This window comes from Bacillus cereus group sp. MYBK222-1 (genome assembly GCF_051916425.1).
GTDB classification, from domain to species: Bacteria; Bacillota; Bacilli; order Bacillales; family Bacillaceae_G; genus Bacillus_A; species Bacillus_A paranthracis.
Window position 1 is genome coordinate 1 of the sequence record NZ_JBQAGP010000006.1, and the last position, 13,907, is coordinate 13,907.

Sequence of the window (13,907 nt, forward strand, 5' to 3'; positions counted from 1 at the left end):
CGCAGGTTCAAATCCTGTCCCCGCAACCAAATGGTCCCGTGGTGTAGTGGTTAACATGCCTGCCTGTCACGCAGGAGATCGCCGGTTCGACCCCGGTCGGGACCGCCATTTTAATAAGGCTCGGTAGCTCAGTCGGTAGAGCAGAGGACTGAAAATCCTCGTGTCGGCGGTTCGATTCCGTCCCGAGCCACCATTTACTTTAATAAAATACGCCGGCTTAGCTCAATTGGTAGAGCAACTGACTTGTAATCAGTAGGTTGGGGGTTCAAGTCCTCTAGCCGGCACCATGTAAGTTTCGGAGGGGTAGCGAAGTGGCTAAACGCGGCGGACTGTAAATCCGCTCCTTCGGGTTCGGCAGTTCGAATCTGCCCCCCTCCACCATTTACATAGGGGCATAGTTTAAAGGTAGAACTGAGGTCTCCAAAACCTCCAGTGTGGGTTCGATTCCTACTGCCCCTGCCAAATATATTTACACAACATGGCGGTTGTGGCGAAGTGGTTAACGCACCGGATTGTGGCTCCGGCATTCGTGGGTTCGATTCCCATCAGTCGCCCCATTTTTATTTTAAAAATTATAAATAATCTAATGGATACTTACATATAATTAAGTAAGAATTCGATGGGCTATAGCCAAGCGGTAAGGCAACGGACTTTGACTCCGTCATGCGCTGGTTCGAATCCAGCTAGCCCAGCCATTTTTGCGGAAGTAGTTCAGTGGTAGAATACAACCTTGCCAAGGTTGGGGTCGCGGGTTCGAATCCCGTCTTCCGCTCCAGTAAAATTTTATATGGCGGCATAGCCAAGTGGTAAGGCAGAGGTCTGCAAAACCTTTATCACCGGTTCAAATCCGGTTGCCGCCTTTTCTTTTGTGCCGATGTGGCGGAATTGGCAGACGCGCACGACTCAAAATCGTGTTCCTTCGGGAGTGTCGGTTCGACCCCGACCATCGGTATCACGAACGGCGTAATAAAAAGACTCTACACCAAATGTGTAGAGTCTTTTTATATTTTCATCACACTACAAAATAAGCATAAATAGTGTGTTGGTGAAATGGTAGGATTTTTTTGCTAAATTATGTTATGTGCTTCTAAAATTCGTAATAAACGTAGGAATTCATGTATAATATAACTTGTCGAAAGAACAAAATGATAGTGATTTATATTATGTCTGTAATATGAATCAAAAATGAACTTTTTATATTTCTTTTAAAAATGTGTTGAACACACATGATATTTCATATTAATATTTTTATGTAGATTTAAAACGGGAAAGAGAGTGGAAAGTATGGGTCGTAAATGGAATAATATTAAAGATAAAAAAGCATCAAAAGATGCAAATACTAGCCGTATATACGCGAAATTTGGACGTGAAATTTATGTAGCGGCAAAACAAGGCGAGCCAGATCCGGAATCAAACCAAGCGCTTAGAGTTGTATTAGAACGTGCGAAAACATACAATGTTCCAAGAACAATTATCGATCGTGCAGTTGAAAAAGCAAAAGGTGGTTCAGAAGAAAATTATGACGAGCTTCGTTATGAAGGATTCGGACCAAATGGAGCTATGGTAATTGTAGATACACTTACAAACAACGTAAACCGTACTGCAGCAGATGTACGAGCTGCATTTAGCAAAAACGGTGGTAACATGGGTGTAAACGGTTCTGTAGCTTACATGTTTGATGCAACAGCTGTTATCGGCCTTGAAGGGAAAACATCAGATGAAGTTCTTGAGATTTTAATGGAAGCAGATGTGGATGCACGTGACATACTTGAAGAAGAAGATGCTGTTATCGTGTATGCTGAACCAGATCAATTCCATGCAGTACAATCTGCTCTTAAAGATGCGGGTGTTGAAGAATTTACAGTTGCCGAATTAACAATGCTTGCACAAAACGATGTAACACTTCCTGAAGATGCACAAGCACAATTTGAAAAAATGGTTGATGCATTAGAAGATTTAGAAGATGTACAACAAGTTTATCACAACGTAGACTTAGGAGAATAATACGATAAAAGCCCCTGTTCGTTTAACGAATAGGGGCTTTTTTAATAAAGGTATTTTATTGTAAACAGGGAATATGCTTATAGGGATATATGAAATATTCATTATTGCTAGGAGGCTTAACATGGAACAAAAAACACCAAAACATATCGTTGCTGTAGCAGGCTATTTAACAAATGAAAAAGATGAAGTGTTATTAGCAAAGGTACACTGGCGAGCTGATACGTGGGAGTTACCAGGAGGACAGGTAGAAGAAGGGGAAGCACTCGATCAAGCTGTTTGTAGGGAAATGCTTGAGGAGACGGGTTTAACTGTGAAGCCGCTTGGAGTTACAGGAGTTTATTATAATGCTTCCATGAACATTTTAGCTGTCGTTTTTAAAGTAGCATATGTAAGCGGTGAAATAAAAATTCAACATGAAGAAATACAAGAGGCTAAATTTGTTGCTTTAAACGAAGAGAACATAAATGAGTATATAACGCGTCCTCATATGAAATCCAGAACACTTGATGCGATGAGAGCAACCCATTTCATTCCGTATGAAACGTGGGAAGTGCAGCCGTATAACTTAATAGGAAGATTGTAAAGAAAAGAGTAGCCGATTTGAGATACAGTCAAATCACTACTCTTTTTTGTATACTGTTTAAGAAAAAGGTCAAAATAATAATAGTGTTAGTATTGATTTAAAGAACGTTTGTTCTGTATAATATATGATATATTATGTACATTTAGATTACTAGATACTCAAAAGTATATATATTGGTAGATGATATAATGAAAATAGGGCGCTTTAATAGAGAAAGTATAATAGCCTTAAGATCTAATCTGCTATTGATTTAGCATAATCTATATTCAATATTTTAGATGAATAGTAGATAAAAAAGGACTGTGATACAATACTTTTTTATCCCGCTATTTGCCGGGCAGCCAGATTGGTGGGGGTCTGATGAAAGTTTCAATTTATACCTTACAATGATGTAAGGTACGTGTAAGAGAAATCGATGGGATATTTTTTTACAACAAGGTATTCTTAAAGTAAGAGTTATACGCTATGTGGAAAAGAGGTGTTTAAGATGAAAGAACGAGTATTATCTAGGGTGAATTATCATCAAAAAGTTGCATTAAATCCAATGACTAAGTTTTTTTATAAAGCCATTATTTTATTATTATTGTTAAGTTTTACGTTATTATTCATTGGAAATGTAATGATTGAGAAAAGTGATATTAGTAAATTACATGTACCGGCTAAGTTAGAGGTACCAGAATCATTGACACATGCATTTATTGCGACAGAAGATAAAAGGTTTTATCATCATAACGGTTTAGATTATATAGCGATTGTCAGAGCGTCTGTTGAAAATATAAAAGCTGGTGGTGTTGTGCAAGGCGGAAGCACAATTACACAGCAGTTATCTAAAAATGCTTTTTTAACGAATGAACGTACATTTTCTCGTAAGTGGAAAGAGATTTTCTATACGAAAAAAATTGAACGTACATTTACGAAGGATGAAATTTTAAAATTGTATGTAAGCAATATTTATTACGGAGAAGGAGCATGGGGAATTGAAAAAGCAGCAAACCTATACTTCGGTAAAAAGGTGAGCCAATTAACATTGGCTGAAAGTGCAATGATGGCTGCTGTAGTAAAGGCACCTGCTTATTACTCACCGGCACAAAATTATGATAAGGCCGTAGAGAGACGAAATGTCGTTTTGAGATTGATGGAGAAAGAAGGCTATATCAATCATGATGAGTATGTGCAAGCAGTTAGTGAGAAGTTAGTCATTCGTCATGATATAAAAACAGAGCAGTCGATGTTAAATAGTGCTCGTGAAAAAGCAGTAAGCTAATGGAAGTTCCTACATAGGAGCTTCTTTTTTTGAATAAATTGTGACAAATCGTGACACAATATCGTCACAATTATTGTGTTTTTGTAATTTATGTGAGCGTGTTCATTGCGTGACGTATATAAGTGTTGATATTATGTGTATTGTGTACAATGCTGTATACAGAATATGAAATTAAAGAGGAATGTATATGAAATCATCGAACAAACTCATGGCTCTTGGTATAGTTTTTTCCATTGCAGTATTGATTGTGATCGGAACGATTGCGTATAGCATCATAAATGACAAAAAAGATAAAGGGAATGAGATGTTTGCTTATTCCACACAACAATCTTTAGGGAAAGATGATGCTCCGGTTAAGGTAGTTGAATTTGGAGACTTCAAATGTCCCGCTTGTCGTACTTGGGATGTAACAGTATTGCCACGATTAAAAGAAGAGTATATTGATAAAGGTAAAGTGCAGTTATACTTTATTAATTTTCCGTTTATTGGGAAAGACTCTGATTTAGGTGCAGCAGCTGGTGAAGCAATTTATAAACAAGATAAAGATTCATTCTGGACTTTCTATGATGAGATTTATCAAAGTCAAAAGAAAGATACGGAAGAATGGATTACAGAAGAATTACTTCTTAACATTGTGAAAGAGAAGCTTCCGAAAGTTGATGTAGATCAATTTAAGAAAGATTTACACAGTAAAGAAATAAAAGAAAAAGTACGTAAAGATTCAGATCGTGCTCAAAAATTAAAAGTTCAAGGTGCTCCTTCAGTATATATAAACGGAAATCTTGCAAACCCTGATTTCGATAGTATGAAGAAGGCGATTGATAAAGAATTGAAAAAGTGATGAGCTACTCATCACTTTTTCGACTTTTTTCGATAAAATTCTTGCTTCCGCTTTTTGTACATGCTATACTACTTTACATAAGTTATTCTAATATCTTATATGTATTTCATATTTGCGGGTGTAGTTTAGTGGTAAAACAAGAGCCTTCCAAGCTCTGGTCGAGAGTTCGATTCTCTTCACCCGCTCCAAATTTTATTAAATGTTTTTCTATAAATTGTGATCAACGCAGTGTTTCGTTTCCGAGATAAACGAGGCATTGCGTTTTTTAATGTTTGGAAAACGTAATTGTATGCGAAAATAGAAGTAAAGAATAGTATTCCGAAAGTGAATTGCTAACTAATAGATCGTTACATAAAGGATGGATTCATCTGAGGAGGCGATTAGGAATGGATTTTGAACAATTAAAGCAAGATGTTATTGCGTATAGTAAAACGATTGGTATAGATAAAATAGGCTTTGCTAGTGCTTCACCATTTGAAGAATTAAAGCAGCGGTTAATCCAGCAGCAACAATTAAATTATCAATCTGGATTTGAAGAGCCTGATATAGAAAAGAGAACGAACCCACAGCTTCTATTACCTGGTGCAAAATCAATTATTGCGATTGCATTAGCGTATCCTTCAAAATTAAAAAATGCACCATTAAGTAAGCGTGGAGAACGCCGCGGGATTTTTTGTCGTGCTTCTTGGGGACAAGATTATCATCTCGTTTTACGAGATCGTTTGCAGAAATTAGAAGCATATTTAATCGAAAAACTTCCCGATATAGAAGTTAAGTCAATGGTTGATACGGGTGAATTAAGTGATCGAGCTGTTTCAGAGCGTGCTGGTATTGGATGGAGCGGTAAGAACTGCTCTATTATTACACCTGAATTTGGTTCGTATGTATATTTAGGAGAAATGATTACAAACGTTCCATTCCCACCAGATCAGCCGATAGAAGATCAATGCGGGAGCTGTACAAAGTGTATTGATATTTGTCCTACAGGTGCTTTAATACAAGGAGGACAGTTAGATTCGAAGAAGTGTATAGCATTTTTAACACAGACGAAAGGATTCCTACCAGAAGAGTATCGCGACAAAATAGGTAATCGTATTTATGGATGTGATACGTGTCAGACAGTTTGTCCGAAAAATAAAGGAATGGATTTTCATAATCACCCTGAGATGGAACCAGATCCTGAGTTAGTTAAACCGTTATTAACACCGCTTTTAACAATTAGCAATCGTGATTTTAAAGAGAAATATGGAATTATGTCTGGTTCATGGAGAGGTAAAAAACCGTTGCAACGAAATGCAATTTTGGCACTTGCACATTTTAAAGAAGCATCAGCAATTCCAGATTTAATAGGTGTTATGAAAGATGATCCAAGACCAGTGCTTCGCGGGACGGCAGCGTGGGCGCTTGGAAAAATTGGTGGAGACGGCGTGGGCGAAGCTATTGAAAAAGCGATGCAACGTGAGAAAGACGAAGAGGTTCTTCATGAAATGAATCGCGGACTTGAACTGTTAGCGCAGAAAAAAGAGTAGATAATATCTCCCTTTTTCATATTGTAATATGGGAGGGAGACGAAATGGTTGTAAAAATAAATATTGAAAAGCAAGTCCAACACTTTTTAGCATATATAACAGAGAAACGAACAAATGTAGATGGTATTGCTGAAGATTTATTACAAATAGCAAAGAGAAAGAAACAATTATTTCAAAAGCGTAATGCAGAGATAGTAAAAGCAACTGCGGATGTTTCTTTTATGAGGCAATTAAATAATAGCAATCATCAAGAAATTGATTATCAAATACATTTTAAATATTTAATTAAGCATAAAGAATTATTTTATATTGAAGAGGAACAATTAAAACGAAGAGTTTGTTTAAATAATAGCCGGATAATAAGTGATTATGCTATTGAAGTGCCAGAAGCAGTTGGAATGAGTGAGACATTAGAAAGGGAAGTTACAAAAGAGAAGTACGGTTCCTATCAGTACAACCGTTTAGAGGCAGTTAAATATGCAGAGCGTTGGTGGGATGATCGAAACCCTGCATATCGTAATTTCCCTGATAATTGTACGAATTTTATTTCTCAATGTCTTCATACTGGAGAAGTACCAATGAATGGATATCCTAATATTCGTAAAGGATGGTGGCAAAGGGAGAATCAGTGGAGTTGGAGCTGGGCTGTTGCACACTCTTTTTATTGGTATTTGTCAGGTGCTACATCAGGACTTCGAGCTGAAGCTGTAGAAAGGCCAGAGGACCTTATTCTTGGTGATGTCATCGCTTATGATTTCGAGGATGATGGTAGGTGGAACCATACGACGATTGTAGTAGCAAAAGACGCAGATGGTATGCCACTTGTAAATGCACATTCAGCGAATAGCCGTCGGCGTTATTGGAACTATGAAGATTCTAGTAAATATACACCACAAATGAAATATAAATTCTTTCATATTATTAATGGGTAGAGATTTTTCGCTCAAGTGGTATAATACGTAGTAGACAAAAAACAGAGGTGAATATCGCGTGGGAGTACATGTTGTTTTATATCAACCAGAAATTCCAGCAAATACAGGGAATATTGCTCGTACTTGTGCAGCAACTGGAACAGAATTACATTTGATTAGACCGCTTGGATTTTCAACGGATGATAAAATGTTAAAGCGTGCAGGATTAGATTATTGGCAGCACGTGAAAATTACGTATTATGATTCAATTGAAGAGTTTTATGAGAAAAATAAAGACGGTGAATTCTTCTATTTAACAAAGTATGGCGAGAAAGCTCATACAGCGTTTGATTATAGCAAACGTGAGAAGGATTACTATTTTGTATTTGGAAGAGAAACGAACGGCTTACCAGCTAATGTAATCGAAGAAAATTTCGATCATTGTTTACGTATTCCAATGACTGATAAAGTGCGTTCATTAAATTTATCTAACACAGCAGCTATTTTAATTTATGAAGCATTCCGTCAACAAAATTATCCAGGATTAGATTTAGAAATTGTTTATTAAAAGTCGCCATATGGCGACTTTTTTTCTAAAAATAAAAATAATATGTAATCATACATTTAAAAAAGGATACATATTCATATAAAATGGGATATATGAATAAAAATAGATCAGACGGGTTGAGATAAATATGAAGGAACAATATAGTAATCAAAATACCTTTTTAAGTATGATAGATATGGATTTAATAAGAAGAGGATTATTACATGCTATTCAAGATTTAGTATTTATTGTTAAAGTTATTGATGATGAAACATTTACATATATTTATGTAAATAAGTTAGGTATGGATTATGCGAAGCTAAGTGAAGAATGTTATGGAAAAACTTTTGCAGAAGTATTACCGGAAGATACGGCGGAAATATTGCAAGTACAATATGCAAAAGTAGCGAGCGAAGCGAAAGCACATACCTTTTGTGATGTAGTTAGTTTACCAACTGGTAACTTACATTATGAATCTTCACTTAATCCTGTATTTGATGAAGAAGGAGTATGTCAGTTTATTATTTGTATTACAAGGGATATCACAGCTCAAATAGAGGAGAAGATGGAGATAGAGGAAAAACAAATGCTGTTTAAGTCATTACTAGAATATAATAATGACTCCATCATATCTATAGATTCTATAGGAAGAATTACATATGCAAATCCAGCAACGTATGAAATATTTGGATACCGATTTGAAGAATTAAATAATAAGTTTATTTTTGAATTTATTAATAAAGAATATGAAAAAGATTTTCAAATTATATTTAAAGAAGCCATGCAAGGAAGGGCAAAGCAAATTGTTTCAAAGAAATATGTTCATAAAGAAGGGTACGAGCTCTATATTTCCTTGAGAACTATCCCGATTATTGTAAATGGTGAAATTGTTGGAGTATATATTGTTACAAGGGATGTTACAAAGCAAATATTAAATGAAATGAGAACGGAATATTTAGCTTATTATGATCAGCTAACAGGATTAATGAATAGAATTTCATGTACAAATAAGTTAAATGATTTTTTAAATGAGAAGGTAGCTTTTGCGTTTATCTTTATAGATTTAGATGAATTTCACCTTATTAATGATACGTTTGGTCATAAAGAAGGAGATAAAGTGTTACAAAAAGTTACAGAATGTTTAAGCAGTTTTCAAATACCCGGTATACACTTATTTAGAGAACACGATGATCAATTTGTTATGTTAATAGAAAATATAACGAAAGAACGTGTAGAGGGAGTTTCCAAAAACATACTGAAAAGGATTAGTGAACATTTTGTAATCGAAGAAGAGGACGTGTATTTAAGTGCTTCAATCGGAATTGTAATGGCTCCAACAGATGGAGAAGATGAAAAGATATTATTCCAAAGAGTTGATGCTGCTTTGGAAAAAGCAAAAGAAAAAGGAAAAGGGCATTATCATTTTTATTGCAGTGGGTTAGATTGTGAGCGTGAACAAAGATTTATAATAGAAAACCAATTACATCGTGCTATAGAAAAAAATGAATTCTTCTTATATTATCAGCCGCAAATTAATATTGAAACGAAAAAAATAGCTAGTATGGAGGCTTTAATAAGGTGGGAGAATAAAGAATTAGGATTTGTCTCTCCCAATCAATTTATTCCGCTAGCAGAAAGAACAGGATTTATTATTAAGCTTGATGAATGGGTAGTAAATGAAGTGTGTCGACAAATACGCGAATGGTTAAATAAAGGATATGAAGTTGTCCCAATTGCAGTTAATATTTCAGCCAGGCATTTTCGCTCTATTACATTAATAGAGATGATTACACGAGCTTTACATAAGTACAATGTACCAGCTCATTTATTAGCGATAGAGGTTACAGAAGGAGCCCTTATACATAAAGATATATCGAAAAGAGTATTGCTACAATTAAAAGAACAAAATTTAAAGATTCATTTAGATGATTTTGGTACAGGGTATTCATCTTTGAGTTATTTAAAAACGTATCCAATTGATACTTTGAAAATTGATCGTTCTTTTATGGAAGGTATACATGTAGATGAACGCGATACGAATATTACGGCTGCAATTATTCATCTAGCTCATACGTTGGAATTGAATGTAATTGCAGAAGGGGTAGAAAAAGCGGAACAAATACAATTTTTGAAGGAAAAGAATGTGAAGTTTGTACAAGGTTATTATTATAGCCGCCCTTTATCAAAATATGATGTGGAAAATGTGTATTATAAATAATCGATAAAAAAAGTGATGTGCTAAGAAGCACATCACTTTTTATGTGTACCGGGTTTATCATTGTAACCAGATGTAAAAATAGCTGTAAGAAATGTGAGTGATACACCTAAAATTAATAATAATTTCATACTAATATCCCTCCTATTTTTTCAGTTTACGAATCTGAAATATGAATCGAAATGTATGTAATGTTCTTGGAAGAAAAGAATTTATTTAAAATGAATAGAGGTGTAAAAACTTTAATACCTATATTATACAGAATTTTCTTTGAATTTTGGAGAGAATTTTATAACACTACTGTATATTTCATTTTGATTTAAAGAATGTTTAAGGACATCCTAGCATACCTTTTATAATAATCCGATTGAACAAGGAGATGGGGGAGGAGCTATAATGGATATTCTAAAAAAAATTGAACAGCATCGAGAAGCAGAAGAACGCTTACAATGGGAAGGTACGTTTGCGGAGTATTTGGAGCTTGTGAAGGAAAGACCATGGGTGGCTCAAACAGCACACTCTCGCATTTACAATATGATAAAAGATGCTGGAATTGAAGAAGTTGATGGTAGAAGAAAGTATAACTTCTTTAGTAATCAGCTATTTGGGTTAGAGGATGCTTTAGAACGTCTTGTAGAGGAATATTTTCATCCGTCTGCAAAACGATTAGATGTTAGAAAACGTATTTTATTATTAATGGGTCCTGTTAGTGGAGGTAAATCAACATTAGTTACGATGTTGAAACGAGGATTAGAAACATATTCAAGAACAGATCGAGGAGCAATTTTTGCAATTAAAGGGTGCCCAATGCATGAAGATCCACTTCATTTAATTCCGCATCATTTACGAGATGATTTCTTTGATGAGTATGGAGTAAGAATTGAAGGGAATTTATCACCACTCAACGTTATGCGCCTAGAGCAAGAATATGGTGGGAGAATTGAAGATGTAGTTGTGGAGCGTATTTTCTTCTCTGAAGATCGCCGAACTGGTATTGGTACATTTAGCCCTTCTGATCCTAAATCACAAGATATTGCAGATTTAACAGGTAGCTTGGACTTTTCTACAATTGCAGAATATGGTTCAGAATCAGATCCACGAGCGTATCGCTTCGATGGAGAATTGAATAAGGCAAACCGTGGGATGATGGAATTCCAAGAGATGTTAAAATGCGACGAGAAGTTTTTATGGCATTTATTATCGCTTACGCAAGAAGGGAATTTTAAAGCGGGAAGATTTGCACTTATTTCAGCAGATGAATTAATTGTAGCGCATACGAATGAAACAGAGTATCGCTCTTTCATAGCAAATAAGAAAAATGAAGCATTACACTCAAGAATTATTGTAATGCCAGTTCCATATAATTTACGAGTGAGTGAAGAAGAACATATTTATGAAAAAATGATTCGTGAAAGTGACGTGTCCGATGTGCACATTGCACCGCATACACTTCGGGTTGCAGCAATGTTTACGATTTTAACTCGTTTAAAAGATCCGAAGCGTCCAGATATTGATTTAATTAAAAAGATGCGTTTGTATGATGGAGAAACGGTAGAAGGTTATAATGCGATTGATGTAGAGGAGTTGCAACGCGAATATCAAGATGAAGGTATGAAAGGTATTGATCCTCGTTACGTTATTAACCGCATTTCTTCTACAATTATTCGAAAAGAGGTACCATCTATTAATGCTCTAGATGTGCTTAGATCTTTAAAAGATGGATTGGATCAGCATCCATCGATTAGTAATGAAGACCGAGAGCGCTATATGAACTTCATTTCATTAGCAAGAAAAGAATATGATGAAATTGCTAAAAAAGAAGTACAAAAAGCGTTTGTTTATTCGTATGAAGAATCCGCTAAGACACTTATGGATAATTACTTAGACAACGTTGAGGCGTACTGCAATAAGTCGAAATTACGTGATCCGTTAACAGGTGAAGAAATGAGCCCAGATGAAAAGTTAATGCGCTCGATTGAGGAGCAAATTGGAATTTCAGAAAATGCTAAAAAAGCATTCCGGGAAGAAATATTAATTCGCATCTCTGCTTATGCACGTAAAGGAAAACGCTTCGACTATAATTCGCACGAACGTCTTCGTGAAGCGATTCAGAAGAAGCTATTTGCTGATTTAAAAGATATAGTGAAAATTACAACATCAACGAAAACACCAGACGAAAATCAGCTGAAGAAAATTAATGATGTTGTTGCACGTTTAATTGATGAGCACGGCTATAATTCTTCTTCAGCAAATGAATTATTACGCTATGTAGGTAGTCTGCTAAACCGATAGTTTGATAACAAAACGCTGTCTCTTGTATTTTGCGGGACAGCGTTTTATTATCCAGTCATATGTGTAAAGTGTCATACCTTGTCCAAATGCAATAAATTAAGATGCAATTTTATGAATTTATTGTCAATTATTTTTACAATATGCATATGATAGAGTAACCAACCATTCATACGAAAAAAGCCAACACAATACAATATGTTGCAAAGTGTAAATGTGTGCAACTATGCATTGTGTTTCTTTCTTATCAAAGGCTGAATGATTCTTTTCTAGTATGTGAGTGGCAAAATTTTGTTTAGGATGCTCGGAGTATTATATGAAAAACGTTATATATGTTTATGGGATGATTTTCGATGGGCAGTTACCTTTCATTCTAGCTGGCACAGTATAAAACAAAATTTCTAGCTTGCTGTTCATATAGGAAGACAATTACAGTAAGGAGGGAAAGAAATGGGTGAAGAAAACCAACCAAATTATACGATTTCACAGGAAAACTGGTCCCTCCATCGCAAAGGATATGACGACCAACAACGCCATCAAGAGAAAGTACAAGAGGCAATTAAGAATAATTTACCCGATCTTGTAACAGAAGAAAGCATTGTTATGTCTAATGGTAAGGATGTTGTAAAAATACCGATTCGTTCTTTAGATGAATATAAGATTAGGTACAATTATGATAAAAACAAACACGTTGGGCAAGGAAATGGTGACAGCAAAGTTGGTGATGTCGTTGCGAGAGATGGATCAGGTGGTCAAAAGCAAAAAGGACCAGGAAAAGGGCAAGGAGCAGGGGATGCGGCTGGGGAAGATTATTATGAAGCTGAAGTCTCTATTTTGGAATTAGAGCAAGCATTTTTCAAAGAGTTAGAGCTGCCTAATTTAAAGAGAAAAGAAATGGATGAAAACAGGATTGAACATGTTGAATTTAATGATATTAGAAAAACGGGATTATGGGGCAACATTGATAAGAAAAGAACGATGATATCCGCATATAAACGAAATGCGATGCGTGGTAAAGCATCTTTCCATCCAATTCATCAAGAAGATTTAAAGTTCCGCACTTGGAATGAAGTATTAAAGCCAGATTCAAAAGCTGTTGTATTAGCGATGATGGATACGAGTGGATCGATGGGCATATGGGAGAAATATATGGCACGGAGCTTCTTTTTCTGGATGACGAGATTTCTACGCACAAAGTATGAAACAGTAGATATTGAATTTATTGCCCATCATACGGAGGCAAAAGTAGTTCCAGAGGAAGAGTTTTTCTCAAAAGGAGAAAGTGGTGGAACAATTTGTTCTTCTGTATACAAAAAAGCACTCGAGCTAATTGATAATAAATACTCACCAGACCGCTATAATATTTATCCATTCCATTTTTCAGACGGTGATAATTTAACATCAGATAATGCTAGATGTGTAAAACTTGTTGAAGAATTAATGAAGAAGTGTAATATGTTTGGGTATGGGGAAGTGAATCAGTACAATCGCCACAGTACACTTATGTCAGCCTATAAAAATATTAAAGATGAAAACTTCAGATATTATATTTTAAAGCAAAAAGCAGATGTATTCCATGCGATGAAGAGCTTTTTTAGAGAAGAATCAGGAGAGAAAATGGCATAACCCCTTTTTGAGGGGTTATTTTTTTAGTTGACATTGATAATGAAAATCATTATCATTTATTCGAGAAATGATTACATTTTAACTTATATATTTTGGAG

At 35.3% G+C, this 13,907-nt stretch carries 10 protein-coding genes and 11 tRNA genes; all 21 read left to right on the forward strand.

Going from position 1 to position 13,907, the window contains the following annotated elements; all coding sequences use genetic code 11:
* The first annotated feature begins 32 nt into the window (after nt 1-32).
* The 21 genes from ACTFR9_RS21505 to yhbH all read left to right on the forward strand — a co-directional run bounded on the left by ACTFR9_RS21505 (nt 33) and on the right by yhbH (nt 13,809).
* Nucleotides 33-108: transfer RNA gene (locus ACTFR9_RS21505), tRNA-Asp, on the forward strand.
* 9 nt (nt 109-117) lie between these two features.
* Nucleotides 118-193: transfer RNA gene (locus tag ACTFR9_RS21510), tRNA-Phe, on the forward strand.
* An 18-nt stretch (nt 194-211) separates the two neighbouring features.
* Nucleotides 212-287, forward strand: a tRNA-Thr gene (locus ACTFR9_RS21515).
* Nucleotides 288-297: 10 nt separating this feature from the next.
* Nucleotides 298-381 (forward strand) — tRNA-Tyr (locus tag ACTFR9_RS21520).
* 7 nt (nt 382-388) lie between these two features.
* Nucleotides 389-462, forward strand: a tRNA-Trp gene (locus ACTFR9_RS21525).
* A gap of 19 nt (nt 463-481) precedes the next feature.
* Nucleotides 482-557: transfer RNA gene (locus ACTFR9_RS21530), tRNA-His, on the forward strand.
* Between the two features lie 63 nt (nt 558-620).
* Nucleotides 621-695: transfer RNA gene (locus tag ACTFR9_RS21535), tRNA-Gln, on the forward strand.
* Nucleotides 696-700: 5 nt separating this feature from the next.
* Nucleotides 701-775: transfer RNA gene (locus tag ACTFR9_RS21540), tRNA-Gly, on the forward strand.
* Nucleotides 776-789: 14 nt separating this feature from the next.
* Nucleotides 790-860, forward strand: a tRNA-Cys gene (locus ACTFR9_RS21545).
* A 10-nt stretch (nt 861-870) separates the two neighbouring features.
* A tRNA-Leu gene (locus ACTFR9_RS21550) sits at nt 871-952 on the forward strand.
* Nucleotides 953-1,284: 332 nt separating this feature from the next.
* Nucleotides 1,285-2,004 carry a YebC/PmpR family DNA-binding transcriptional regulator gene (locus ACTFR9_RS21555; protein WP_000532946.1) on the forward strand — a complete coding sequence of 240 codons (720 nt, stop codon included), beginning with the start codon at nt 1,285-1,287 and terminating at the stop codon, nt 2,002-2,004.
* A 121-nt stretch (nt 2,005-2,125) separates the two neighbouring features.
* The gene (locus tag ACTFR9_RS21560) at nt 2,126-2,587 is read left to right on the forward strand and encodes an NUDIX hydrolase (protein WP_000436092.1); all 462 of its coding nucleotides are present in this window, start codon (nt 2,126-2,128) and stop codon (nt 2,585-2,587) included.
* A 487-nt stretch (nt 2,588-3,074) separates the two neighbouring features.
* A complete protein-coding gene (locus ACTFR9_RS21565; protein WP_000664704.1) occupies nt 3,075-3,851 on the forward strand; it encodes a transglycosylase domain-containing protein in 777 nt (258 codons plus the stop codon).
* Nucleotides 3,852-4,038: 187 nt separating this feature from the next.
* Entirely contained in the window at nt 4,039-4,692 is a 654-nt protein-coding gene (locus ACTFR9_RS21570) for a DsbA family protein (protein WP_000842720.1), read from the forward strand.
* A 114-nt stretch (nt 4,693-4,806) separates the two neighbouring features.
* Nucleotides 4,807-4,880 (forward strand) — tRNA-Gly (locus tag ACTFR9_RS21575).
* Nucleotides 4,881-5,078: 198 nt separating this feature from the next.
* Entirely contained in the window at nt 5,079-6,221 is a 1,143-nt protein-coding gene (gene queG / locus ACTFR9_RS21580; protein ID WP_000345218.1) for a tRNA epoxyqueuosine(34) reductase QueG, read from the forward strand.
* Nucleotides 6,222-6,265: 44 nt separating this feature from the next.
* Nucleotides 6,266-7,153, forward strand: coding sequence for an amidase domain-containing protein (locus ACTFR9_RS21585; RefSeq protein ID WP_000260542.1), 888 nt, complete (start codon nt 6,266-6,268; stop codon nt 7,151-7,153).
* Between the two features lie 58 nt (nt 7,154-7,211).
* The gene (gene trmL / locus ACTFR9_RS21590) at nt 7,212-7,700 is read left to right on the forward strand and encodes a tRNA (uridine(34)/cytosine(34)/5-carboxymethylaminomethyluridine(34)-2'-O)-methyltransferase TrmL (RefSeq protein WP_000538147.1); all 489 of its coding nucleotides are present in this window, start codon (nt 7,212-7,214) and stop codon (nt 7,698-7,700) included.
* A gap of 127 nt (nt 7,701-7,827) precedes the next feature.
* Nucleotides 7,828-9,897 (forward strand): sensor domain-containing protein, encoded by a 2,070-nt coding sequence (locus tag ACTFR9_RS21595; protein ID WP_000664307.1) that lies wholly within the window; start codon nt 7,828-7,830, stop codon nt 9,895-9,897.
* A 393-nt stretch (nt 9,898-10,290) separates the two neighbouring features.
* Nucleotides 10,291-12,186, forward strand: coding sequence for a PrkA family serine protein kinase (locus tag ACTFR9_RS21600; RefSeq protein WP_000353279.1), 1,896 nt, complete (start codon nt 10,291-10,293; stop codon nt 12,184-12,186).
* A 447-nt stretch (nt 12,187-12,633) separates the two neighbouring features.
* Nucleotides 12,634-13,809: a sporulation protein YhbH gene (yhbH, locus tag ACTFR9_RS21605; RefSeq protein WP_000503513.1), complete on the forward strand. Its 1,176-nt coding sequence runs from the start codon at nt 12,634-12,636 to the stop codon at nt 13,807-13,809.
* Nucleotides 13,810-13,907 lie beyond the last annotated feature (98 nt).

Coding starts and splice junctions, on each gene's coding strand:
- ACTFR9_RS21555 (WP_000532946.1), top strand. CDS start 1,285: ATGGGTCGTAAATGGAATAATATTAAAGATAAAAAAGCATCAAAAGAT.
- ACTFR9_RS21560 (WP_000436092.1), top strand. CDS start 2,126: ATGGAACAAAAAACACCAAAACATATCGTTGCTGTAGCAGGCTATTTA.
- ACTFR9_RS21565 (WP_000664704.1), top strand. CDS start 3,075: ATGAAAGAACGAGTATTATCTAGGGTGAATTATCATCAAAAAGTTGCA.
- ACTFR9_RS21570 (WP_000842720.1), top strand. CDS start 4,039: ATGAAATCATCGAACAAACTCATGGCTCTTGGTATAGTTTTTTCCATT.
- queG (WP_000345218.1), top strand. CDS start 5,079: ATGGATTTTGAACAATTAAAGCAAGATGTTATTGCGTATAGTAAAACG.
- ACTFR9_RS21585 (WP_000260542.1), top strand. CDS start 6,266: ATGGTTGTAAAAATAAATATTGAAAAGCAAGTCCAACACTTTTTAGCA.
- ACTFR9_RS21595 (WP_000664307.1), top strand. CDS start 7,828: ATGAAGGAACAATATAGTAATCAAAATACCTTTTTAAGTATGATAGAT.
- ACTFR9_RS21600 (WP_000353279.1), top strand. CDS start 10,291: ATGGATATTCTAAAAAAAATTGAACAGCATCGAGAAGCAGAAGAACGC.
- yhbH (WP_000503513.1), top strand. CDS start 12,634: ATGGGTGAAGAAAACCAACCAAATTATACGATTTCACAGGAAAACTGG.